The organism is Streptomyces sp. NBC_01551, from assembly GCF_026339935.1.
In the GTDB taxonomy this organism is placed as follows: Bacteria; Actinomycetota; Actinomycetes; order Streptomycetales; family Streptomycetaceae; genus Streptomyces.
This window is the reverse complement of the sequence record NZ_JAPEPX010000001.1, coordinates 3502234-3525243: the sequence shown is the minus strand read 5'-3', so window position 1 is coordinate 3525243 and position 23010 is coordinate 3502234. Positions and strand designations below refer to the sequence as shown.

Annotated in this window: 22 protein-coding genes; 13 read left to right on the top strand and 9 right to left on the bottom strand. The window is 72.3% G+C overall.

Annotated elements, in window-relative coordinates:
* Positions 1–197 precede the first annotated feature (197 nt).
* The 6 genes from OG982_RS15835 (at position 198) to OG982_RS15810 (ending at position 6468) form a co-directional block, all read left to right on the top strand.
* On the top strand, positions 198–1151 hold the full coding sequence (locus OG982_RS15835) for an alpha/beta hydrolase (protein ID WP_266948756.1): 954 nt from the start codon (positions 198–200) through the stop codon (positions 1149–1151).
* Entirely contained in the window at positions 1144–2349 is a 1206-nt protein-coding gene (locus OG982_RS15830; RefSeq protein ID WP_266786342.1) for an acyltransferase, read from the top strand. The genes OG982_RS15835 and OG982_RS15830 overlap by 8 nt, the downstream gene beginning before the upstream one ends.
* Positions 2350–2371: 22 nt before the next feature.
* On the top strand, positions 2372–3715 hold the full coding sequence (locus OG982_RS15825; protein ID WP_266786344.1) for a sensor histidine kinase: 1344 nt from the start codon (positions 2372–2374) through the stop codon (positions 3713–3715).
* Positions 3712–4383: a response regulator transcription factor gene (locus OG982_RS15820; RefSeq protein ID WP_266786346.1), complete on the top strand. Its 672-nt coding sequence runs from the start codon at positions 3712–3714 to the stop codon at positions 4381–4383. The genes OG982_RS15825 and OG982_RS15820 overlap by 4 nt, the downstream gene beginning before the upstream one ends.
* 136 nt (positions 4384–4519) lie before the next feature.
* On the top strand, positions 4520–5812 hold the full coding sequence (locus tag OG982_RS15815; protein WP_266786348.1) for a sensor histidine kinase: 1293 nt from the start codon (positions 4520–4522) through the stop codon (positions 5810–5812).
* A complete protein-coding gene (locus OG982_RS15810; RefSeq protein ID WP_266786350.1) occupies positions 5809–6468 on the top strand; it encodes a response regulator transcription factor in 660 nt (219 codons plus the stop codon). The genes OG982_RS15815 and OG982_RS15810 overlap by 4 nt, the downstream gene beginning before the upstream one ends.
* 19 nt (positions 6469–6487) lie before the next feature.
* Here OG982_RS15810 and OG982_RS15805 read toward each other — a convergent pair whose 3' ends face one another.
* Complete coding sequence (locus OG982_RS15805) at positions 6488–8110, bottom strand: aldehyde dehydrogenase (protein ID WP_266786352.1); 1623 nt, start codon at positions 8108–8110, stop codon at positions 6488–6490.
* A gap of 137 nt (positions 8111–8247) precedes the next feature.
* Here OG982_RS15805 and OG982_RS15800 point away from each other — a divergent pair, with 137 nt between their 5' ends.
* Positions 8248–8799, top strand: a complete 552-nt coding sequence (locus tag OG982_RS15800; RefSeq protein ID WP_266786354.1) for an EF-hand domain-containing protein — start codon at positions 8248–8250, stop codon at positions 8797–8799.
* Positions 8800–8857: 58 nt separating this feature from the next.
* Complete coding sequence (locus tag OG982_RS15795) at positions 8858–10060, top strand: cytochrome P450 (RefSeq protein WP_266786356.1); 1203 nt, start codon at positions 8858–8860, stop codon at positions 10058–10060.
* A gap of 4 nt (positions 10061–10064) precedes the next feature.
* Here OG982_RS15795 and OG982_RS15790 read toward each other — a convergent pair whose 3' ends face one another.
* Positions 10065–11660 (bottom strand): ABC transporter permease, encoded by a 1596-nt coding sequence (locus OG982_RS15790; RefSeq protein ID WP_266786358.1) that lies wholly within the window; start codon positions 11658–11660, stop codon positions 10065–10067.
* Positions 11657–12574, bottom strand: coding sequence for an ABC transporter ATP-binding protein (locus OG982_RS15785; protein ID WP_266786360.1), 918 nt, complete (start codon positions 12572–12574; stop codon positions 11657–11659). The genes OG982_RS15790 and OG982_RS15785 overlap by 4 nt, the downstream gene beginning before the upstream one ends.
* Before the next feature lie 75 nt (positions 12575–12649).
* Here OG982_RS15785 and OG982_RS15780 point away from each other — a divergent pair, with 75 nt between their 5' ends.
* Entirely contained in the window at positions 12650–13147 is a 498-nt protein-coding gene (locus OG982_RS15780) for a GbsR/MarR family transcriptional regulator (RefSeq protein ID WP_266786362.1), read from the top strand.
* Positions 13148–13319: 172 nt separating this feature from the next.
* Here the strand turns inward: OG982_RS15780 and OG982_RS15775 are convergent, their stop codons facing one another.
* Positions 13320–14111, bottom strand: coding sequence for a diacylglycerol kinase (locus OG982_RS15775; protein WP_266791926.1), 792 nt, complete (start codon positions 14109–14111; stop codon positions 13320–13322).
* A 184-nt stretch (positions 14112–14295) separates the two neighbouring features.
* On the opposite strand from OG982_RS15775, the gene OG982_RS15770 reads away from it, so the two are divergent.
* Both OG982_RS15770 and OG982_RS15765 read left to right on the top strand, forming a co-directional pair.
* On the top strand, positions 14296–15579 hold the full coding sequence (locus OG982_RS15770; RefSeq protein ID WP_266786364.1) for an adenylosuccinate synthase: 1284 nt from the start codon (positions 14296–14298) through the stop codon (positions 15577–15579).
* Positions 15580–15869: 290 nt separating this feature from the next.
* Entirely contained in the window at positions 15870–17180 is a 1311-nt protein-coding gene (locus OG982_RS15765; RefSeq protein ID WP_266786366.1) for an LPXTG cell wall anchor domain-containing protein, read from the top strand.
* 485 nt (positions 17181–17665) lie between these two features.
* Here the strand turns inward: OG982_RS15765 and OG982_RS15760 are convergent, their stop codons facing one another.
* The gene (locus OG982_RS15760; protein WP_266786368.1) at positions 17666–18094 is read right to left on the bottom strand and encodes a MarR family winged helix-turn-helix transcriptional regulator; all 429 of its coding nucleotides are present in this window, start codon (positions 18092–18094) and stop codon (positions 17666–17668) included.
* A 116-nt stretch (positions 18095–18210) separates the two neighbouring features.
* On the opposite strand from OG982_RS15760, the gene OG982_RS15755 reads away from it, so the two are divergent.
* Positions 18211–18633 carry a heme-binding protein gene (locus tag OG982_RS15755; RefSeq protein WP_266786370.1) on the top strand — a complete coding sequence of 141 codons (423 nt, stop codon included), beginning with the start codon at positions 18211–18213 and terminating at the stop codon, positions 18631–18633.
* Positions 18634–18675: 42 nt separating this feature from the next.
* Here OG982_RS15755 and OG982_RS15750 read toward each other — a convergent pair whose 3' ends face one another.
* Positions 18676–19041: a hypothetical protein gene (locus tag OG982_RS15750; protein WP_266948754.1), complete on the bottom strand. Its 366-nt coding sequence runs from the start codon at positions 19039–19041 to the stop codon at positions 18676–18678.
* Between the two features lie 564 nt (positions 19042–19605).
* Between OG982_RS15750 and OG982_RS15745 the strand changes: the two genes are divergently transcribed.
* A complete protein-coding gene (locus OG982_RS15745) occupies positions 19606–20346 on the top strand; it encodes a polysaccharide deacetylase family protein (RefSeq protein ID WP_266948753.1) in 741 nt (246 codons plus the stop codon).
* 7 nt (positions 20347–20353) lie between these two features.
* Here the strand turns inward: OG982_RS15745 and OG982_RS15740 are convergent, their stop codons facing one another.
* The 3 genes from OG982_RS15740 to OG982_RS15725 form a co-directional block, all read right to left on the bottom strand.
* On the bottom strand, positions 20354–20596 hold the full coding sequence (locus OG982_RS15740) for a DUF397 domain-containing protein (RefSeq protein WP_266948751.1): 243 nt from the start codon (positions 20594–20596) through the stop codon (positions 20354–20356).
* Entirely contained in the window at positions 20593–21429 is an 837-nt protein-coding gene (locus tag OG982_RS15735) for a helix-turn-helix transcriptional regulator (protein ID WP_266786376.1), read from the bottom strand. The genes OG982_RS15740 and OG982_RS15735 overlap by 4 nt, the downstream gene beginning before the upstream one ends.
* Before the next feature lie 530 nt (positions 21430–21959).
* Positions 21960–22859: a S9 family peptidase gene (locus OG982_RS15725; protein ID WP_266786378.1), complete on the bottom strand. Its 900-nt coding sequence runs from the start codon at positions 22857–22859 to the stop codon at positions 21960–21962.
* Between the last annotated feature and the right edge of the window lie 151 nt (positions 22860–23010).

Genomic DNA, 23010 nt, shown 5'->3' with positions numbered 1-23010 from the left:
CTCCATAAGTGACCTGACTCTCAGGTAGCCCCCGTCATACCTGAGAGCTACGGCCAAAGGCGGCTCCGCAGCGTGACGCCGACGAGGGGGCCGGATTCCTAACTTCGGTACCAGAGACGAACGCTCGACACAGAGCACCCGAGCGCCCGAGCAACCGAGCGCCCGAGCGCCCCTTTGGACCGGAGGAACAACACACCATGACCCGCGCCCGCTTGCACCGCACCCTTCTGGCCGGTCTCGTCGCCGCGGCCGTCGTGTTCCCCCTGTCCGCCGCGGCCTCGGCCCCCAACACCCCGTCGCCCGCCCCCGCGTCCTTCCCCGCGCACACCGCACCACGAGTCCGGTACGCCGAGAACCTCGCCAACCTCGGCGAGGCGGCCCGGATGGCGCAGGACGCGGGGCGTACGGGCCGGGCCGCGAAGCTGCGGGCGATGGCCGAGGGCACGCCCGGGGCTTCGCAGGCGCCGCGTTTCCTCACCTTCGACGGCCGCGGCAAGGGCCGCGCCGTCGAGGTGTTCGGCGATCTGGAGACCGCCGACCGGGTCACCGTCCTGGTGCCCGGGTCGGACACCACGCTGGACACCTACCAAAGGTTCCGTGCCGGGGCCGTCGCCCTGCAGCAGCGCCTCCAGGCCGAGCACGCCCGCTCCGCCGTGGTCGCCTGGCTCGGATACGACACCCCCGGCACGGTCAGTCCGACCGTCCTGACCGCCGGCCGCGCCGATGAGGCGGCCTCCGAACTGGAGCCCTTCCTGACCGGGTTGGGAGAGCTCACCCCGCCCGGGGCCCGGCTCTCGCTGCTCTGCCACTCCTACGGTTCGGTGGTCTGCGCCCGGACGGAGACGGGGCCCAAGGTCACCGACGTCGTCCTGTTCGGCAGCCCGGGGACCGGCGCCGACACCGCCGGTGAGCTGCCGACCGGCGCCCGGATATGGGCCGGGCGGGGCAGCGGCGACTGGATCGGGGGCGTGCCGCACGTCCGGGTCGGCGGCGTCGGCTTCGGAACCGACCCCGTGGATCCCGCCTTCGGCGCCCGCGAGTTCGCCGCCGGCGGCGCCGGGCACAGCGACTACCTCAAGCCCGGCACCACCTCCCTCGACCAGCTGGCCCGCATCGTCCTCGCCGCCGCCCCGGAGGTCTCCCATGGCTGAGCTCCGTGCCCGCTGGTCCGCCCTCGCGGACCGGGTGGAGGCCCGTACCCCGGCCGGCCGGGACCGCTCGGTGGACGCGCTGCGCGCCCTCGCGATCCTCGGGGTGGTGCTGGGCCACTGGCTGGTCACCGCGCTGACCACCGCCGACGGCGGCCTGAGCACCACCAGTCCGCTGGCGCACATGAGCCCGCTGGCGCCGGTCTCCTGGGTGTTCCAGACCCTGTCCGTGTTCTTCCTCGTCGGGGGCCACGTGGGGGCGCGCGGTCTCGCGTCGGCGCGGGAGCGCGGGGTCCCGTACCGCGTCTGGGTGGGGCAGCGGCTGAGCCGGCTGTTCCGTCCGGTCGCGGCGGTGCTCGGGCTGTGGTCGGTCACGGCGGGCGGGATGCTGCTCGGCGGGGTGGAACTGGGCACCGTCCACACGCTGCTCACGCTGGTCCTGTCGCCGCTGTGGTTCCTGCTGGTGTTCGCGGCGCTGACGGCCGCCACCCCGCTGGTGGCGCGGCTGCATCCGGTGGCGCCGCTGGCGGTGGTGGCGGGCGTGGACGTGTGGCGGTTCGGCTTCGGCGGCGCTCCCGGGTGGCTGGGCTGGATCAACGTGGCCGCCGGCTGGCTCGTCCCCTACACCCTGGGGGCTGCCTGGTCCCGTGGGGCGTTCGCCCGGCGCACCCCGGCCGCCCTGCTGCTCGGCGGGGGCGTGCTCGCCACCGCCGCCCTCGTCCTGTGGGGCGGGTACCCGGCGTCGATGGTGGGTGTCCCCGGGGCCGCGATATCGAACCTGAACCCGCCGACGCTGGCCGCGGTGGCCTTCGGCCTGGCCCAGTGCGGGCTGGCCCTGCTGGTGCGCGAGCCCCTGGCCCGGGCCATGCGCCGCCCGACGGCCTGGGCGAAGGTGGCCCTGGTGAACCTGTCCGCGATGACGATCTTCCTGTGGCATCAGACCGCCCTGATGGCCGTCACCGCGCTGGGACTGCTGGCCCCCTTCGACCTGCCCGGGCTGCACACCGTCCCCGACTCCCCGCGGTGGATAGCGGCCCGGCTGCTGTGGCTGCCGGTGTTCGCCGCCGCGCTGGGGGTCTGCTGGGCCGCGTTCCGTACCTACGAACAGGCCTCCCGGCGTCCGAAGCCGTCCCGCTCCACCCGTACCGCCGCCGTCCCCCGCCCCAGGACGGGCCCCGCCAAGGAGATCAACCATGTCTAGGACCCGCCTTAGCCTGGACCGCGTGACCCAGTCGACCGAGCCGCCCTCCTCCGCCGCCGACGCCGAAGACCGCGCCTTCCTGCCGGGCGGCCTGGCCCGGGAGCTGTTCACGCTGAAGCGGGATCCCCTCCCGAAGATGTCCCGGCCGCGCTGGCTGGCCTGGCTGCCGCATGTGGTCCTCACCTACGCGGCCATACCCTGCGGGGTCCTGACGGGGATGCAGCTGAACGACCACTACAAGGTCACCGGCGCGGCCGTGCTCGGGCTGTCGCTGCTGACGTCCGCGACGATCCTGCTCAGCATGTTCCGGCCGATCGCCGCCTGGTGGCTCGGGCTCGCGGCCGCCGCGCTGATCGCCTGGGTCATCCACGACCACGTCGGCCAGGGACAGTCCTGGCCGTGGACGCCCGCCGGGCCGTTCACGTTCGCGCCCCTGATCCTGATGGTCGCCCTGCGGGTGCCGCCCCGGGTGACCGTCTGGGTCATCGGCATCACGCTCGCCCTCTCCGGGCTGGCCGAGGCCGTCCTCAGACCGCCGCACAGCCAGACGATCATCGCGGGCGTGGCCATCCTCTTCGGGTTCGTGGGCCTCCTCGGCTACGCCCTGCGGGCCACCCGCCTGGCCCGCGGCAAACTCGTCGAGCAGGAGACCCTCACGGAGGAGGAGCGCGCCCGTCGGACCTTGCTGGAGGAGCGCAGCCGGATCGCCCGCGAACTGCACGACGTGGTCGCCCACCACATGTCGGTGATCTCCATTCAGGCGCAGGTCGCCCCACACCTGGTGGAGAACCCGTCCGCGGAACTCAAGGAGAACCTGACCGGCATCCGGGAGAACGCTCTGGAGGCCCTGACCGAACTGCGCCGGGTCCTGGGCGTGCTGCGCTCCGAGCACCCCGACGACCCCGCGAACCCCCACCACCCGCAGCCCACCCTCGCCGAGCTGGACGGGCTCGTCGACAACGTGCGCGGCGCCGGGCTGGAGGTCACCACCGAGATAGCCGGCGTCCGGCGGCCGCTGACCCCGGGCGTCGAGCTCACCGCGTACCGGATCGTGCAGGAGGCGCTGAGCAACTGTCTGCGCCACGCGCCCGGTTCGCGGGTGGAGGTCGGCGTCGCCTACGGGCCGCGCGACCTGCACCTGTGCGTCGCCAACAGCGCGCCGACCCGGCCGGCCCCGCCCTCGCACGGCGCGGGGCACGGGCTGCTCGGGATGCGCGAGCGGGCGGGCATGCTGGGGGGCGAGCTGGCGGCCGGCCCGCGCCCCGACGGTGGGTACGAAGTGTCCGCCGTGCTCCCCATGGACCCCCGCACGGATGCCCGGGACGGCGCCCCAGGCTCCTCCCCCGACCCGAAGAAGGACGTATGAGCACCCCGATCAAGGTGATGATCGCCGACGACCAGATGATGGTCCGGCAGGGCTTCACCGTGCTCCTCAACGCCCAGCCCGACATCGAGGTGATCGGCCAGGCCGTGGACGGCGCCGACGCGGTGGCGAAGGTCGCCGAGCTCGGCCCGGACGTGGTCCTGATGGACATCCGCATGCCCGGGATGGGCGGCATCGAGGCCACCTCCGTCATCACCGGCGACCCGGCCGCCGCGGTGAAGGTGCTGGTGCTGACCACCTTCGACCTCGACGAGTACGTGTACGAGGCGCTGCGCGCCGGGGCGTCCGGGTTCCTGCTCAAGGACGCCTCGGCCGACCAGCTCGCGGAGGCGGTGCGGGTGGTGGCGGCCGGGGAGGCGCTGCTGTCGCCGAACATCACCAAGCGGCTGATCACCGAGTTCTCCCGGATGGGGGCGCCGCGGGGGCCGTCGAAGGCGCGGCTCGGGGAGCTGACCGAGCGGGAGACGGAGGTGCTGTCGCTGATCGCCCAGGGCCTGTCCAACGCGGAGATCGCGGGGCATCTGATCGTGGCCGAGCAGACGGTGAAGACGCATGTGGGCCGGATCCTGGTGAAGCTGGGCCTGCGGGACCGCACGCAGGCGGCGGTGTTCGCGTACGAGACGGGGCTGGTCCGTCCGGCGGGGTACTGAGCAGCCCTCGTAGTACTTGAGGGGGATCCAGGGAAATCCCCATCAGCGGCGACGCGGACGACGGGGCGGCGGACCTACGGTTCTGTATGTGAGCGAGACGACCACCGGGGGGACAGCCCGGACACCGGAATTCAGAATGGCGTCGGGGTTGCTGAAGACCCTGCGCCGTGACCTCATCGACGATGCCTTCGCCTTCCGGCCACTGCCGCGGGCGGGGACGGACGGACCGCTGGTGCGGCTCCTGCCCCGGGGGATACGCCGGCGTGCGGGGTGGGCCCCGCACGCGGTGGTGGGGGCGATGGCCGCCATCGCCTTCGCGACGACGGCCGTCACGCAGGCCTCCTTCCTCGGTGATCCGGGCCGGCTCTTCGCGGCGCTGCTGGCGACCGTGCCGGTCCTGATGACCCTGGTCCGGCCGATCGCCGCGTGGTGGGCCGCGGTGGCGGTGACGATGGTGCTGGGCCTGCTGGACGGCCCGTCGCTGACCTGGCCGTGGACTCCGGGCAGCTTCGTCGCGTACATCGCCGTCATGGTCCTGGTGACGCTGCGGACCGGGCCTCGGGTGGCGGCGTGGATGTGGACGCTGACGGTGACGTTCGGCCTCGTATTCACGTTCATGATCGGCAACCGGTACGGCGCGACCTTCGGCCCGATGCTCGTGGTCTCGGCGATCGCCCTGGCCCTCGCGAGCAGCATCCAGGTCCGGCGGCACGCGAAGGCGGAGGTCTCCGCGCAGCAGGAGGTGACGGCGGTCGAGCGGGACCGGCGGACGCTGCTGGAGGAGCGGACGACCATCGCCCGCGAGCTGCACGACGTGGTGGCGCACCACATGTCGGTGGTGGCGATCCAGGCGGAGGCCGCCCCGTACCGGGTGAAGAACCCGCCGCCGGAGCTGGAGGCGGCGTTCGTCACCATCCGGGAGAACGCGGTGGCGGCCCTGACGGAGCTGCGGCGGGTGCTGGGCGTGGTGCGCTCGGCGGACTACGAGGCGCCGGATGCCCCGCAGCCGACGCTGGCCTCGCTGGACGGGCTGCTGGCCAATGTGCGGGAGGCCGGGCTGAGCGTGGACAAGACGGTGACGGGCTCGGTGCGGGAGCTGCCGCAGGGCGTGGAGCTGTCGGCGTACCGGATCATCCAGGAGGCCCTGAGCAACACCCTGCGCCATGCGCCGGGCGCGACGGCCGGGGTGGAGGTGTCGTACGTGCTGGGCGGCCTGGGGATACGGGTGGTCAACGGCGCCCCGACCGGGGACGTGCGGCCCTCGCCGGGCGCGGGGCACGGGATCACCGGGATGCGGGAGCGGGTGGCCATGCTGGAGGGTGAGATGACGGCCGGGGAGACGGCGGCGGGAGGCTATGAGGTCGCGGTGTTCATACCGGTCCGCAGCCGGACGGAGTCCCGCGATGAGCCGGTGGAGGCGGCGCAATGACGATCAGGGTGCTGATCGTGGACGACCAGATGATGGTCCGCGAGGGCTTCTCGGTCCTCCTGAACGCGATGGACGGCATCGAGGTGGTGGGCGAGGCGGTGGACGGCCGCCAGGCCATCGCGCAGGTCGCGGCCCTGAGGCCGGACGTGGTGCTGATGGACATCCGGATGCCGGAGATGAACGGGCTGGAGGCGACGCGGGAGATCGTGGCGGCCGACACGGACGCGAAGGTGCTGGTCCTGACGACCTTCGACCTCGACGAGTACGTGTACCAGGCCCTGCGGGCCGGGGCGTCCGGGTTCCTGCTCAAGGACGCGTCGGCCCGCCAGCTGGCGGAGGGCGTGCGGGTGGTGGCGTCCGGTGAGGCGCTGCTGGCCCCTTCGGTGACGAAGCGGCTGATCTCCGAGTTCTCGAAGCTGTCCGAGACGCCGAGGCTCGGGGACCCGGGGAGCGTGGGGGAACTGACCGAGCGGGAGACGGAGGTGCTGGTGCTGATCGCGCAGGGGCTGTCCAACGCGGAGATAGCGGACCGGCTCATCGTCGCGGAGTCCACGATCAAGACGCACGTGAGCCGGATCCTGGTGAAGCTGGGCCTGCGGGACCGCACGCAGGCGGCGGTGTTCGCCTACGAGACCCGGCTGGTGACGCCGACCTAGTGCGGTCACAGCACAGGACCTAGGCGGAGGGCCGGGATGCCGCGTCGTGGTCGAAGACCGAGGCGCGGGGGCGGACGGCGGTGGCGATGCTGAGCGACTGGAGGTGGGTGGTGCGGACGGCGGGCTGGTTGGCCTCGCCGAAAATGCCGCCGGTCGCGCCGGTGCCGCCGTTGTAGGGGAGGACGGGGACACCGCCGATGTGGGAGTCGTTGACCTTGAGCATGCCGCCGTTGGTGACCTCCGCGCAGAACCGGTCGATGACCTGCCCGTCCTGCGCCCAGAGGGAGTTGCGCAGGCCGTAGCGGTTGCCGTTGAGGAAGGCGATCACCTCGCAGAGGAGGTCGCCCTCGGCGGGTTCCGCGCCCGACGGCGGGTCCGGGACGACCAGGCAGAGCAGCGGGAAGAAGGTCTCCTCGCGGACCGCCCGCAGCCGGTCGGCGAGGGCAAGGCCCGGGACGCGGAGCACGGTGGGGCGGATGAACGGGCCCGCGTCGGACGGCCGGTCGTCCACGTCCACGAACTCCCCGCCCGCGACCAGCTCGGCGCCCGCCGCCAGGGCCTCGGCCAGGAACTCGCTGAACTCGGCGCGCTTGACCACCGGGCTCAGCAGGGTCCGCGGATCCTCCGGCGGCCCCGGGCGGAGATCGGCGACCAGCTCCGCGAGCTCCTTGACCAGCCGGTCCGCGACGGCCGGGTGGACGATCGCGTGCTTCGGGGTCATACAGATCTGGCCGGAGCCGTAGAAGCGCTCGCACAGGGCGCGGGCGGCCAGGTCGGTCTCGGCGTCGTCCCACACCACCACCGCGTCGTTGCCGGACAGCTCCAGGACCGGCTTCTTCCCGGCGCTCACGCACTCCCGCTCCACCTTCAGGCCCTGCTCGGAGGGGCCGAAGTAGACGAGGTCGTCGCAGTCGGGGCTGTCCAGCCACTGGCGGATCGCGGGGCGGGTCTGGGTGGAGATCAGGTTCAGGGTGCCGGGCGGGGCGCCGAGGCGCTCCAGCAGGGGCTGTACCAGTTCCCGGTAGACGAAGCTGATGCCGAGCGGGGCGGTCGGCGGCGCGTTGACGACCAGGGTGTTGCCCGCCGCCAGCGCCATCACCCCGTAGAAGGAATTGGAGGTCGGCGCGTTGCGCGGCGGGCTCAGGCAGACCACCCCGTCGGCCTTGCGCACCAACCGCAGGCGGCGGCCGCCGACCGCCTGCTCGGGCTCCACCAGCCGGCGGGCGAAGTCGGCCACCGAGTCGGGGCCGAACCCGCAGCGCACGGAAGCGAGTTCCCACCGGGCGAGGCGGACGGGGTGCCCCTCCGCCACCAGCAGCCCGGTCAGTTCGTCGGCGTGCTCGACGACCGCCCGGTACACCCCGTGCGCCAGCTCCAGCCGGTCCGCGAGCGGCACCCGGGCCCAGCCGGGCTGGGCGGCGCGGGCGGCGGCCAGCGCCCGCAGGCCCTGCTCGGGCGTGGACCGCGCGACCCGCCCAGCGATGACGTCCTCGCCGTACGGCAGGTCCTCGCCGCGCTCCAGCCGGGCCTTGAGCGCGAGCACCTCGTAGGGCTCCCGGAGCAGCCGGCCCATGCGCGGCCAGTAGACCCAGCGGGTGCCGGGTTCGGCGGCGCCGGCGACGAATACCTCGTACGAGTGCATCCTCAACGTCCTTGATGGGGAGCGGGAGTTGGTGATCGACATTCAGGCTACGGTACGTGATCGGGCGATCGCTCCGCGTGCCCCCCGCACCCCCGCACATCTCCGCAGCTCCTCGAAGTGCCATGAAAGGCGTTCCCATGACGAACGACGTACTCGACCGCAAGCTGTCCCGCGCCTTCGCCCACTTCGACACCGACGGGAGCGGCCACCTGGAGAGCCAGGACTTCGTGGACCTCGGCTCCCGCATGCTGGCCGCGTTCGGCGAGCCGGCGACCTCCCCCAAGGGCACCGCCGTGATGAGCGGGCTGGTCGACTTCTGGACGGCGCTCAGCGCCGAGCTGGACCGCGCCAAGGACGGCCGCATCGACCTCGCCGAGTACCAGCAGGGCATGCGCCGCCTCTACGTCGAGGGCAAGGCCTACGACACGACGTTCCGCCCGCTCGCCCAGGCGGTCGTGGAGCTGATCGACACCGACGGCGACGGGACCGTCAGCCGGCAGGAGTTCCACACCGCCCAGCGCGTCTTCGACGGCGGCCTCGGCGAGGCGGCCGCGCAGGAGGCCTTCGCCCGCATCGACTCCGACGGAGACGGGCAGCTGACGGTGGACGAGTTCGAGACCGCCATCCGCGAGTACTACACCGACCCCAGCGACCAGGCCGCGGGCAACGTCCTGTTCGGCCGGCTGTAAGCGAGCCGTCCGGCCCCGAAGCCCCTCCCGTCGCCGCGATCGCCTTTAGGGTGCCGGGATGGGCTTTGATCCGTGGGATGCCGCTTTCGTCGCCGATCCGTACCCCGCCTACCGGGAGTTGCGCGAGCAGGGCCGCGCCATCTGGTGGGAGGCGACCGGCCAGTGGCTGGTGCCGCACTACGCCGACGTGAGCGCACTGCTGCGCGACCGCCGGCTCGGCCGGACGTACCTGCACCGCTTCACCCACGAGGAGTTCGGGCGCCAGGCGCCACCGCCCGAACACGAGCCGTTCCACGTCCTCAACGGGAACGGGCTGCTGGACCTGGAGGACCCCGCGCACGCGCGGGTGCGGCGGCTGGTGGCGAAGGCGTTCACCCCGCGCACCGTGGAGCGGCTCGTGCCCGCCGTCCGCCGGATGGCCGGGGACTTGACGGCCGCTCTGGTCGCGGACGGCGGCGGCGACCTGCTCACCGCCGTCGCCGAACCGCTGCCGGTGGCGGTGATCGCGGAGCTGCTCGGCGTGCCGGAGTCGGACCGGGGGCCGCTGCGGCCCTGGTCGGCGGACATCTGCGGGATGTTCGAGCTGCGGCCGGACGAGGAGACCGCGCGCCGCGCGGTCCGGGCGAGCGTGGAGTTCAGCGACTACCTGCGCGGCCTGATCGCCGAGCGCCGGGGGCGCCCCGGCACCGATTTGATCTCCGCACTGATCGCCGCCCACGATGAGGAGGGCCGCCTCAGCGAGCAGGAAATGATCTCCACCTGCGTGCTCCTGCTCAACGCGGGGCACGAGGCGACGGTCAACACCACCGTCAACGGATGGTGGGCGCTCTTGCGCAATCCGGACCGGCTGGCGGACCTCCGACGCAATCCCGAAAAGTTGTCCACAGCTGTGGATGAACTCGTGCGCTACGACACCCCGCTCCAGATGTTCGAACGCTGGGTGCTCGACGACATCGAGATCGGTGACACCGTGATCCCGCGCGGGGCCGAGGTGGCGCTGCTCTTCGGCTCCGCCAACCGGGACCCGGCGCGCTTCACCGACCCCGACACGCTGGACCTCGTACGGGCCGACAACCCACACCTGACCTTCGGGGCCGGGATCCACTACTGCCTGGGGGCGCCGCTCGCGCGGCGGGAGCTGGAGGCCTCGTTCGGGGCGCTGCTGGCGGAGGGGATCCCGCCACTGCGGCTCGTACGGGAGCCGCGGTGGCGGGACGGGTACGTCATCCGGGGCCTGGAGGAGCTGCTCGTCGAGTTCTAGCGCGCTACGCGGCCAGGTCCCGGCGGCGCAGCGCGGTCAGGCCCGCCGCCAGCAGGGCCGCCGCCAAGGCGGTCAGCGCCACGAGCGGGGCCCACTCCAGGGCCTGCGCGCCCGGCAGCTTCGGCAGGTGGGCGAAGGGCGACAGGTTCAGCACCGCCTGCGGAAGGTTCAGGGCCGGGCCGACCCAGCCCAGGGCCAGCGCGGTCCCCGCGACGGCCCAGGCGGCGCCCGCGAACCGGGGGGCCGCGCCGTGCAGCAGAGCGGCGAGGGCCCCGATGACCCACACCGCCGGGAGCTGTCCGAGGGTCGCGCCCACCGCCCCGGCGACGTCCTGCCCGTGCCCGATGCCGAGGCCGAGCCCCGCCAGCAGCAGGATCAGCGCCGACCCGCCGAAGGCGACGGCCAGATGACCGCCGGCCCAGCGCAGCCGGCCGACCGCGCCCGCGAGCAGCGGCTCCGCGCGCTGCCCCGACTCCTCGCCGCTCAGGCGGAGTACGGAGGAGACGATGTACAGGGCGGCGACCATGCCGAGCATCCCGGCCATCGCGGCGAGGAAGGTGTCGGCGAGGGCGCCCTGGGCGGCGCTCTGGCCGCCCTGCCCGCCCATCCGCTCGATGATCTCGCGGGTCTTGTCGTTGCCGCCGACCAGCTCGGTCGCACCGTCCGTCATGCCGCCGAACACCAGGCCCGCGGCCAGGAATCCGAGGCTCCAGCCCAGCAGGCCGCCGCGCTGGAGCCGCCAGGCGAGCGCCCCGGCCGTGCCGAGCCGGCCCTGCGCCGGGCCCGGCCGGGCGGGGAGGAAGCTCATGCCCACGTCGCGGCGGGCCGCCAGGGCGTACGCGGCCGCCAGCTGCGCCGCCGAGGCCGCCGCGAACAGGGCCAGTACCCACCAGCGTTCGGCCGCGAAGGCCCGTACGTGTTCCAGCCAACCGAGCGGAGAGGCCCAGGTCAGCGCCGAGCCGCCGTCGGCCGTGCCCGCGTCCCCGGCGGCGCGCAGGACGAACGCGGCGCCGACGAACGCCCCCGCGAGCCCCTTCGCGAGCCGCGCGCTCTCGGTGAGCTGCGCGGCGATGGCGGCGAGGGAGGCGAACAGCATGCCGGTGGCGCCGATGCCCAGCCCGAGGGCAAGTGCCCCGCCGGCGCCGCGCCCGGCGAGAGCGGCGGTGACGAGCAGGGCGACCAGCGCGTTGGCGGTCAGGGCGGCGAGGAGGGCAGCCGTGAGCGGGGCGCGGCGGCCCACCATGGCGGCGGAGAGCAGCTCCTGACGGCCCGACTCCTCCTCTTCGCGGGTGTGCCGGACCACGATGACCAGGCTCATGATCCCGGCGAGCAGACCGGCGAAGACCCCTCCGCGCCAGGCGGTCAGGGCACCGATCGAGTCGCCGAAGACGGGTCCGTACAGGGCGCGGAGCGAGCCGTTGGTGGTCATCGTCGCGACGAGGCGGGCCCGTTCGGCGGCCGTCCCGTACACCGATTCGAGGGAGGCGGGCAGGCTCAGCACGAGCATCGCCACGACCAGGATCCAGACCGGCATCATGACGCGGTCGCGGCGCAGGGCGAGGCGCAGCAGGGCCCCGGTGCCCGCCAGTTGGTTCCTCATCGGGACGCACCCGCGTTCGCGCCGGCTCGGACGTCGTCCGCGTAGTGGCGGAGGAAGAGCTCCTCCAGGGTCGGCGGGGTCGAGGTCAGCGACCGTACGCCCGACTGGGTGAGGGAGCGCAGGACGGCGTCCAGCTTGTCGGTGTCGGCCTGCAGGCTGACCTTCAGCCCGCGCACCTCGACGTCGTACACGCCCGGCAGCCGGGCGAGCCCGTTCGGCGGTCCGGCGAGCTCGGCGCTGATCGACGTACGGGTGAGGTGGCGCAGTTCGGCGAGGGTGCCGCTCTCGACGGTGCGGCCCTTGCGGATGATGCTGACCCGGTCGCAGAGGGCCTCGACCTCGCTGAGGATGTGCGAGCTGAGCAGGATGGTGCGCCCGGCGGCGCGGGCGTCGGCCACGCAGCTCTGGAAGACCTCCTCCATCAGCGGGTCGAGGCCCGAGGTGGGCTCGTCGAGGATGAGCAGCTCGACGTCGGAGGCGAAGGCGGCGACGAGGGCGACCTTCTGCCGGTTGCCCTTGGAGTACGTACGGCCCTTCTTGGTCGGGTCGAGTTCGAACCGCTCGACGAGCTCGGCCCGGCGGGCGCGGTCGAGGCCGCCGCGCAGCCGCCCGTAGAGGTCGATGACCTCGCCGCCGGAGAGGTTGCGCCAGAGGGTGACGTCCCCGGGGACGTAGGCGACGCGACGGTGGAGTGCGACGGCGTCGGCCCAGGGGTCGCCGCCGAGCAGCTCGGCGGCGCCGGAGTCGGCGCGCAGCAGGCCGAGCAGGACGCGGATGGTCGTGGACTTGCCGGCGCCGTTGGGGCCGAGGAAACCGTGGACCTCGCCGGTGGCGACCGAGAGGTCGAGCCCGTCCAGGGCGTGGGTGCGGCCGAACGCCTTGTGGAGGCCGGCAACGCTGATTGCCTTCGTCATGATTCCGAACGTACGCTACTTTCACAAAATTGTGAACCTCGGAAATCACGTAAAGTCGGGAGGGTGGCGGACGACATGGATGTACGAGACGTGGACGACGTACGGAGCGACGAGGCGGTCTCCCGCTTCGTGGAGCGGTTCGCCGCACAGCTGACCGAGGCGGGCATGCAGCGCATGGCGGCCCGCGTCTTCGCGCAGCTGCTGGCGAGCGACAGCGGCGCGATGACCTCGGCGGAACTGAGCGAGGCCCTGCGGATCAGCCCGGCGGCGGTGTCGGGCGCGGTGGCCTACCTGACGCAGGTCACCATGGTCAGCCGGGAGCGCGAACCGGGCTCCCGGCGCGACCGGTACGTGCTGCACAACGAGCTCTGGTACGAGACGTTCACCCGGCGGGACCAGGTGCTGACCATGTTCGAGAAGACCCTCCGCGACGGCGTGACGGGCCTCGGCGCGGACACCCCGGCGGGCGCGCGGATGGCGGAGACGGCGGCGTTCTTCGAGTTCCTCCAGGGCGAGATGCTCGCGATGATGGACCGCTGGCGGGCTCACCGGGCCACGCTGGACCTCCCGTAGGGCGCGCCCACCGCCGGGCCGGGCCGGAGGCCGGGGACGAGACCCGGCGCCCCCCGGCACCCGGCACCTCCCGGAGCCCGACCCGACCCGGCCCGGAGCGGGCCGCGCCCGGCCCGGCCGGCAGGAGCCCCGGCCGGCGGACCCCGGCGGGACCGGCTCCGCCCCCGCGAGGTCAGCGCGGCAGCGTCAGGCTCCACGCCGCGCCGCGCAGCGTCCAGGTGCGGCGGCGGATGGGGCCCGCCGGGGCGTGGTCGGCGCGGTAGCGGAAGTCCGCGCCCGACACCGTCACCGTCGCCGCGCGCTCCGTCACCCGGCGGGCGCCGGACAGCCGGACCACGACCTCCGCCAGCCCGCCCGGCTCCCGCGTCGTCACCGCGACGTCCTCCACCTCGTGGTCCACGTCCGCCAGGACCACCCCGTCCGCCTCCACCCGCAGCCGGTGCGCCACCCGCACGGTCGCACCCCCGGCGGGCGCCAGCAGCGTGCGCAGCAGCGACCGCCGCACCGTCCGCGGCCCCAGCGGCGGGATCCGCAGCCCGCCCAGGACCACGCCGTCGCTGTCGTCGACCAGCAGGTCCCGCGCCCGCACCACGCCGTCGAGCGCGGCCCGCGCCGCCATGACGGCCGACAGCGGCACGCCGAGCGACCGGGCCAGGCCGAGCGAGCCGACCGGTCCGACCGGGATCAGCGACAGCGCTTCCTCACCCGACAGGTCACGCGATCGGTGCAACAGCGTCACAGCCCGTACCAGCGCCCCGTCGTCCCCCACGATCACGGGCCTGCGATGGCCCCGGCGGGCGAGGGCCCGCGCGAACTCCTCCGGCGAGTCGGGCAGGCAGATCTTCGCCGCTGCCCCGGCTGACAACACATCTTTCGCGATCCGCACAGACTCGCCGTCCAAACGGCGGGCGACCGGGTCGACGAGCACGAGCAGGCCGCCGACCGGCGCGCCCGCATGGCTCATGGTGGGCTCTGGAGCCGACACCTCGGTCCTTCCTCGGGTAGCATCTTTGTGCAAGAGGCCCTTGCGCTATTGCGCCAGGGCCTTCGTCTATTCCGGGGTACCGGTCCGACGGCTCAGCCTGCGGTGTACATCGTCGTACGCCCCCTGACCTTGGACATGCCCCATCCGGAAGAGGTGTACGCCTGTGCCCGCTCTTGTGCTGCTCGGAGCTCAGTGGGGTGACGAGGGCAAGGGAAAGGCCACCGACCTGCTCGGTGGATCCGTTGACTATGTAGTGCGCTACCAGGGCGGCAACAACGCCGGCCACACGGTTGTCGTAGGCGACCAGAAGTACGCACTGCACCTTCTCCCTTCCGGCATCCTCTCCCCCGGATGCACCCCGGTCATCGGCAACGGTGTCGTGGTCGACCCGGCCGTACTGCTGTCGGAGCTCCGCGGGCTCAACGAACGCGGAATCGACACCTCCAAGCTGCTCATCAGCGGTAACGCGCACCTCATTACGCCGTACAACGTGACGTTGGACAAGGTCGGCGAGCGTTTCCTCGGCAAGCGCAAGATCGGCACCACCGGTCGCGGCATCGGCCCGACCTACGCGGACAAGATCAACCGCATCGGTATCCGCGTCCAGGACCTGTACGACGAGTCGATCCTCACCCAGAAGGTCGAAGCGGCGCTGGAGGGCAAGAACCAGCTCCTCGCGAAGCTCTACAACCGCCGGGCCATCGAGGCCGGCGCGATCGTGGAGGAGATGCTCCAGTACGCGGACCAGATCAAGGGCTACGTCGCCGACACCACCCTGATCCTCAACAACGCGCTCGACGAGGACAAGGTCGTGCTCTTCGAGGGCGGCCAGGGCACGCTGCTCGACGTCGACCACGGCACGTACCCCTTCGTCACGTCCTCGAACCCGACCGCGGGCGGCGCCTGCACCGGTACGGGCGTCGGTCCGACGAAGATCAGCCGCGTCATCGGCATCCTCAAGGCCTACACCACGCGCGTCGGCGCGGGCCCGTTCCCGACCGAGCTGTTCGACCAGGACGGCGAGGACCTGCGCCGCATCGGTGGCGAGCGCGGTGTCACCACCGGCCGTGACCGCCGCTGCGGCTGGTTCGACGCCCCGATCGCCCGCTACGCGACCCGCGTGAACGGCCTGACGGACTTCTTCCTCACCAAGCTGGACGTGCTGACCGGCTGGGAGCAGATCCCGGTCTGCGTCGCGTACGAGATCGACGGCAAGCGCGTCGAGGAGCTCCCGTACTCGCAGACGGACTTCCACCACGCGAAGCCGATCTACGAAAACCTGCCCGGCTGGTCCGAGGACATCACCAAGGCCAAGACGTTCTCGGACCTCCCGAAGAACGCCCAGGCCTACGTGAAGGCCCTGGAGGAGATGTCGGGCGCCCCGATCTCCGCGATCGGCGTCGGCCCCGGCCGGACCGAGACGATCGAGATCAACTCGTTCCTGTAGGACCCGCTGCGAAGCGGTCGAAGGGGTGGGGCGCGACGCGCCCCACCCCTTCGTCATGCCTGGTCACGGCGTTACGAGGGCGCTTTCCGCTGTTGCGGTCCGGTGACACAGAGAGGATCGTTCCAAGATCGTCGGTGGGCGAGGATAAGCACATCGCAGCAGCCCGGGGGAAGAACGAAAACACCGGCCGAGAGCGACACACCTTCTCGTTCGACCCGTCGCTTTGCCCTGTCGCCCGGCCTGCCGCCCTCCGCCGCACGCCCTTGCTGATTCCTTGGGGGGAGTCCACCATGTCCGCTCGCATCTCCGCCGCCGTCACCACCCGCCGTTCCCTCCGCACCGCGGCCGCCACCGCCACCGCCGCCGTCGCCGCCGTCGCCGGTACGGCCCTGACGCCGCTGTCGGCCTACGCCGCGCCCGCCGAAGGCGGCAAGCCCGCGCTGCGGATCGAGCTGGGCGCCCCCATCCCAAGCGGCCCGCTGACCCGCGGCGGTGCGACCGAGAGCTTCGACCTCACGGTCACGAACCCGAGCGACAAGGCCGCCCCGTTCCACCCCTGGCTCCTCGGCAACCTCGGCAGCCCGATCGCGCTCAAGAAGAACGACGTCGTCTTCAAGGTGGACGAGGTCAACGCGCCGGACACCGCGTCCTTCATCGGCGACCAGGACGGCGGCTGGCAGGGCCTGTTCTACCCGGCCGGCAAGGACGCCTCCGCGGGCTTCGAGGTCCCGGCGGGCGGCAAGCTGAAGTGGAAGGTCACCGTCGGTCTCGGCAAGAGCTTCCCGATCAACAGCAACATGTTCGAGCTGCGCGCCAAGACCCTGGCCAAGGAGCTGGCGCCGGGCGGCGACGCCGCCATCGGCTTCAAGGCGACCCCGGCGAAGGGCCCGGCGGCCACGCTGTCCACCCACTTCGAGAACAACGGCTCCTGCGACGGCACGAACGACGAGACCCGCTGCAAGCAGCTCATGCTCTGGTACCGGCACGAGGGCATCGCGTTCACCTCCGACCTCGTCACCCGCCTGACCGTGAAGTTCCCGGGCGACGTCAAGCACCCGGACACCCAGGTGCGCGTGATGGTCGACGGCAACTGGACCGACGTCGCGGCCGACAGCAACGGCACCTTCCTGCTGCCGCGCATGGAGAAGGACTTCCAGGGGATCCCGGCCGAGTCGTTCGCGCTCCAGGTCAAGCTCGGCCCCAAGACGCAGGTCACCCAGCCCACCCTTGTCACCCTTCAGGCGGACGTCGCCCTGGCGGAGAACAGGTCCAAGACCTTCTCCACCACCGCCACGGACTTCAAGCTGGCCCCGGCCAAGCAGGCCGCCACCAAGCCCGAGCAGTCCAAGCCCGCCAAGCCGGCCGGCTCCAACACCCAGACCTCCCAGACGTCCTCGCAGACGGGCTCCGGCTCCTCGGCCGCGTCCTCCTCCCCGGCCGCCGCGCCCGCAGGCGGCACCACCCAGGCCTCGGGCTCCCTCGCCCACACCGGCTCCGACTCCAACTCCGGCCTCTACGCCGGCCTGGCCGCCGTCCTCGTCGCCCTCGGCGGCGCGGCCGCCTGGCTCGGCACCCGCCGCCGCGGCGGCGTCCGCGCCTGAGGCACGCAAACACGGAAGGGGCCCGGCACACCACGCGTGTGCCGGGCCCCTTCGCCGTATGGCCGGGCGGCGTCGGAGGCCGGGCGGCGTCGGAGGGGCCGGATTCGTCCGAGCCGCATCGAGCGGCCGAGGCGTTGGGGCCGCCCGCCAGCCAAGGGTGTTCACCGGTCCGACCCGTCCCGTCAAGGGCGCTCGCTGCGCTCGCGTCGCTCCGCGATGGCCTGCGGCCACCCTTGACCGGCCGCGCCGGCCCGGCAGGCATGAACGCCTGGCGGGCAGCCCCAACAAAGGACGCCCAGGGGGAACGTGTGCCATGCGGCGGCACCCCGTCATGTCGCCGGAAGACGCGTGACGCCGCAGATCGCTACGCGCTCCCGCGCGACGGCGGCCGCGGACCAGCTGTGGCCGGGCACAAGCCGCCAACGATCGCTACGCGCTCCCGTGAGATCGCGACTGCGAATCGCCCGTGGTCCACGGGGAAGCGGTCAGGGCTGGGACTCGGCGTTGCGGACGATGCGGGCGAGGAGGTCGCGGACGGCGGCCGACTCGGCTTCGGAGAGACCCTCGGCCAGGCGGGCGTCGAGCTTTGCCACCAGGGCGTCGGCTTCGGCGAAGACCTCCCGGCCGCGCTCGGTCATGCGGATCTCGATCAGCGTGCCGTGTATCGGGTGCGGGTTGCGGGCGATCAGGCCGCGGGACTCCAGTCGGCCGAGCAGGCTGTTCATCGTCTGCGGGGTCACCGAGAGCCGCCGCGCGAGTTCCGCCGCGTTGATCCCCGGGTTGTCGCTGAGCACGGCGAGCGCGGCCTGCTGCGCGGCGGTGATCCCCGCCTCCCGCACCGCGGCCTCCTTCGCGGCCTGCGTGATGCGTTCGGCCTGCTTGATGTGGGCCAACAGGCGCTCGGAGTAGTGCATGCGCCGAGTGTAGGAGCGGGGGCCAGTAACCGCCAAGACACCAGGCAGCTTGCGTAGAGCTATTCGCATGCTGTTAGCTGCATGCATACGAACCCCACCTTTACGAGGAGTCTGTTGTGACCGTTCGCGTTCGGCCCGCCCTCAGCAATGAACTGGCCCGTGCCATCGTCGACGCCGCCCTCGCGGCCGCACGGGAGACCGACCTGCTGTTCTCCGTCGCCGTGGTCGACGAGTCCGGCCACCTCAGCGCGTTCGCGCGGATGGACGGCTCGGGGCTGATGACCATCCAGATCGCCCAGGACAAGGCCTACACGGCGGCCGCCTTCGGGTTGAGCACCACCGACTGGCACGAGTTCGCCGAGAACGACCCCCAGCTGTCGGTGGGGGCCCGGACCGGGATCGACCGCCTCGTCACGTTCGGCGGTGGGCTGCCGATCGTCGTCGAGGGCCGGCTCGTCGGCGGGATCGGCGTCTCGGGCGGCCACTGGTCGGACGACGTGAAGATCGCGGAGGCCGGTCTGGCCGTCATCCCCGCATGAAACCGGACGCCCCGGCCGTGGTCACGGCCGGGGCGCAGGGGATCAGTGAACCGAGACGACCTGGTAGTCGCCCCAGCTCTGGGTGGTGTTGATCCAGGTGTTCTTGTAGTAGAAGCGCCCGGCACCACAGTTGCTGTACGAGAACGCGGTCACGCTGACGTCGTTCTTCCACCACCAGCCGCCCAGCGACGTGGAGGAGTTCGGGTTGACGTTGAAGCACCGGCCCACGTACGAGCCGTTCTGGTTGCTGCCCTGGACGTAGACCGACCGGGCCCGCCCGGAGGCGTCGTCGATCGTGATCTGCTGGCCGTTGGTGCCGGCGAAGGCCGAACCGGTACCGGCGATCATGCCGGTTCCCGCCACCGCGATCGTGACGGCTGCGGTCGCTATCTTCCTGCGGATCTGCACTGTCTTCCCCCTGAGTTCAGGCGCGTTTGCGGGCGCCTTGTTGATCATGTGCAGCAGCAACTTTCCCCCATCAACTCCCCTCGCTGCAAGCCAATTCGTCGACGGAATCGTCCCCATTCCGTCCCTACTCGGTGACAGCGCCAACCGGCCCTCCCGGGACGTCTGTGTCCAGCCCCGGACGGCCGGCGGACGCCAAGCCGACAGGAGCGCGTAGCGATCGGTCGCGCGCACCGCGAAAGGGTGCGAAAGGGGACGGCGGACGGAACGGACGGGCGGTGCGCCCTGCCCGCCTCCCCCGGGGGCCCGGACAGTCTGTGTCGTTCCGGGGCGGTGGTCGGGGTCAAGGGTGGCCGAAGGCCATCGCGTAGCGACGCGACCGGAGGGAGCGCCCTTGAGGCCGGCCGCCGACCCGGGAGAACACTCGGACTGGCCGGGCCCCCGGGGGTCCTGCGCGATCCCGGGTACGGGAACCCCGCCCCTCCCCGCCCCCGAACGGGCGAGCGCGCTCGGCGCGTCCCGGCCGGGTTCGGGGGCCGGCTCCCGGGCCGCGACACGATCGACCCTGTGCACTCGAACCCCCTCACGCGCCGCGCCGCGCTCCTCGGCCTCACCGCCCTGCTGGCCTCGACCGCCGCCCCGTCCGCCGCCGCCGCCGCGGGTGAACTCGACGGTGAGGAGGTCCGCCGCATCCCCACCGACCGGCGCGTCGCGGCCCTCACCTTCAACGCCGCCTGGAACGAGGACGGCCTCGCGGACGTCCTCGCCACCCTGCGCGGCCGCCGCGCCCCCGCGACCTTCTTCGTCACGGGAGAGTTCGCCGAGGCCCACCCCCAAGCCCTGCGCGACATCACCGCCGCCGGCCACGGGATCGGCAACCACTCCCACACCCACCCCCACTTCCGCGACATCACGCTCCGCGAGGCCGAGCAGGAGATGGACCGGGCCGACCGGGCGATCCGCACCGGGAGCGGCGCCGCCCCGGCCCCGTTCTTCCGCTTCCCGTACAGCGAAGTCACGGAACAGGGCATCGCCGCCGCCAACGCACGCGGTTGGACCAACGTCGAATTCACCCTCGACACCAAGGGCTACCTCGGCACCGAGGGCGGCATGACCGTCAAGGAGGCCGTCTCCCGCGTCGCCGACACCCTGACCCCGGGCCAGATCGTGCAGATGCACGTGGGCACGCAGAACACGGGCGCGGACGTCATCGACGCCCTCGCCCTCCCGGACATCATCGCCCTGCTCCACTCCGAGGGCTACGAAATCACCGACCTGCGCACCGCGCTGCCGGGCCCCGGCAGATAGGACCCGGTCAGGCGTGCGCGGCCCAGCCGGCGAAGTCCGCCCAGGCCGTTGGCGCTACCGCGAACGTGGGGCCGAGGGCCTTGGAGTCCCGCACGTGCACGGCGTGCGGGCAGCTCGCCACCTCGACGCAGTTGCCGCCGCCGCTGTCGCTGTGGCTCGACTTGTGCCAGTCGTAGGCCACCTCGACGCAGTCAGCGCCGCCGCTGTCGCTGTAGCTCGACTTGAACCACCGCAGGGTGCTGGTGCTCATTTCGGTTCTCCCGCCAACCGCTCGATGAGGCCCAGGGATTCGTCCGGGCTGAGGGCCTGTGCGCGGATCTTCGCATACCGATGGGCCAGTCCGGACACCGTGGCCCGGTTGCTCACGAGGATGCTCTCGTCCTCGATTTCCATGTAGACCACGTGGTCGTGGTCCTTCGTCTCCACCAGCTTCATGGCACCGCGGTCTCCCGCATAGGAGCCCTTCAGGCCGCGTTCCAAGGGCAGGACCTGCACGGTGACGTTGACGCGCTGGGCATCCTTGACGAGGGACCGCAGCTGTCCGCGATGGATCTCCCACGAGCCGAAGGGCCTCAGCAGGACGGACTCGTCGAGGATCAGCTCGATCATCGCCATCGGGTCGCGATCGAAGAGCGCTTTGCGGACCATCCGCGCCTCGACCAGCTCCTCGACCTTTGCCTCCGACACTGGCGGATAGCCGCCACGGATCAGCGCCCGGGCGTAGTCCTCGGTCTGAAAGAGGCCATCCACCACGTGGGTCTCATACGAGGAGATGGCGAACGCCGTCGCCTCCAGCTGGGAGAACTGCCGGAAGCGCACCGGATACTTCTCCAGTAAAAGCAGCTCCCGCGCCAGCTCGAACACCCCCATCCCGTCCCCGATGACGGCCTCAAGCTTGACCAGCATGTCGTCGCTCGGCGGCTGCGCCCCCGTCTCCAGGGCGCTGATCGCCGCCGCCGAGTAGCCGATCATCGCCCCCAGCTCCTTCTGGGTCAGCCGTTCCCGCTCCCGGAACGCCCTCACCAGGTGGGACACGAGCCGCGCCACCCCACCCGCCGACACCTTGTTGGCCGCCTTCGCCACGGGCTCACCCCACTCAACCGGACTCAACCAGAATCAACCAGCGGGGCCCGAAACCCTACCGATTCGGCAGTAGAGCCCACGCTCTGGAAAACGGTAGACCTGAACCTTCAAGCTGGTCCCATGAACACCGAAAGTCACCGCCCGCTCACCCCCAACTCCCCTGTCCCCAGCTGGGTTCCAGCAACAGGCATCGGAATCCGCAAGGCAGGAGTGCAATTTGACGCTCTACGTGTGGACGGTGACACCGGACAGAACCTCGCCGATCTCCTCGTCACGCTCACGGGCGGTGACCCCGGCCCGATCCTCACGCAGAGCAACGGCAGGCGGCCGGTCTACTTCCTGATCCCGGTCGGCAGCGCCGCGTACCGGATCTGGCCCCCCGGATTCACCCGGCTGACCTCAGGCCCGCGCCGGCAGACGTACATCCCGATCCCCGCGCTGGAAGGGTCCTGGCCGCTGACCTGGAGGAGCAGGCCCACCTCCGAAGACCGCTTCGTCCACGCCCTCCTCCTCCACCGCGCCGCCTGCCTCTACCAGGCCAGCTGCGAGATCTCCTCGGAAACCACCGCGCAGGCATCCGCCGCCGGGTCGATCAGCGGGAAGTGCCCGACCCCGTCCAGCAGCGTCAGCCCGACCAGCTCGCCCGCCTGAGCGGCGGCAGCAACGTACGACTCCGCGACCTGCTCCGGGACCACGATGTCGTCCCGCCCCTGCACCAGCGCCGTCGCGATCCCCGTCGGCAGCAACGCCGCCGGATCGGCGTACGGCAGGCGCCCGGCGAAGTACTCCTTCCCGCCGAGCAACTGCGCCGACGCCCCGCCACACACTCCCAGATCCTCCGCCACCGCGAAGTCCGCGATGGGGGCCAGCGCCACCACGCCGCGCAGCTGCGGCGGGGAAGGCAGCCTCCAGCCGGCGGGAGCGTCGGCCGGGAGGACGTGCCGGGCGGCCGCCCACAGGGCGAGGTGGCCGCCGGCGGAGTGGCCCGTCACCACGACCCTCCGTACATCCGCCTGCGGCAGCGCGCTCCCCGCCAGCCCGGGGAGCGCGTCCATGGCGGCGGCGACATCGTCGAAGGTCTCGGGCCAGCGCCCCGCCACCGGCCCCTCGCCCCCCTGGTGCGGCAGGGAACTCCCGCGCCGGTACTCGACATTGGCGACGGCGAAACCCCGCCGGGCCAGGAAATCCGCGAAGGGGGTGACGTGCTGGCGGTCGTACGGGGCCCGCCACGCGCCGCCGTGCAGGACGACCACCAGCGGGGCCGACCCCAGCTCGTGGGTGGTCTCGCCGCGCGGGGCGTAGAAGTCCACCACCTGGTCGGGGTGCTCCCCGTACGCGGCGCTGGCGTCGGGCCGGACCGGCGGGTGGGAGAAGGCCGAGGCGGCCTCGGCGGCGTCCCGTTCGACTGCGGGGTCCGCGGGGTCCGTCATGGCTCAACCTCTCGGTAACGCGCGGGACAGGGGGTACAGGAGGCATCGGAAGGTACACACGGGACACGTGTTCCGGTGTTCCGGCAGAGCGGGACCGTATCAGGCTGGAACACGCCGTTCCGTGGCGGGACGGGCGTGATCACGGGCCCGG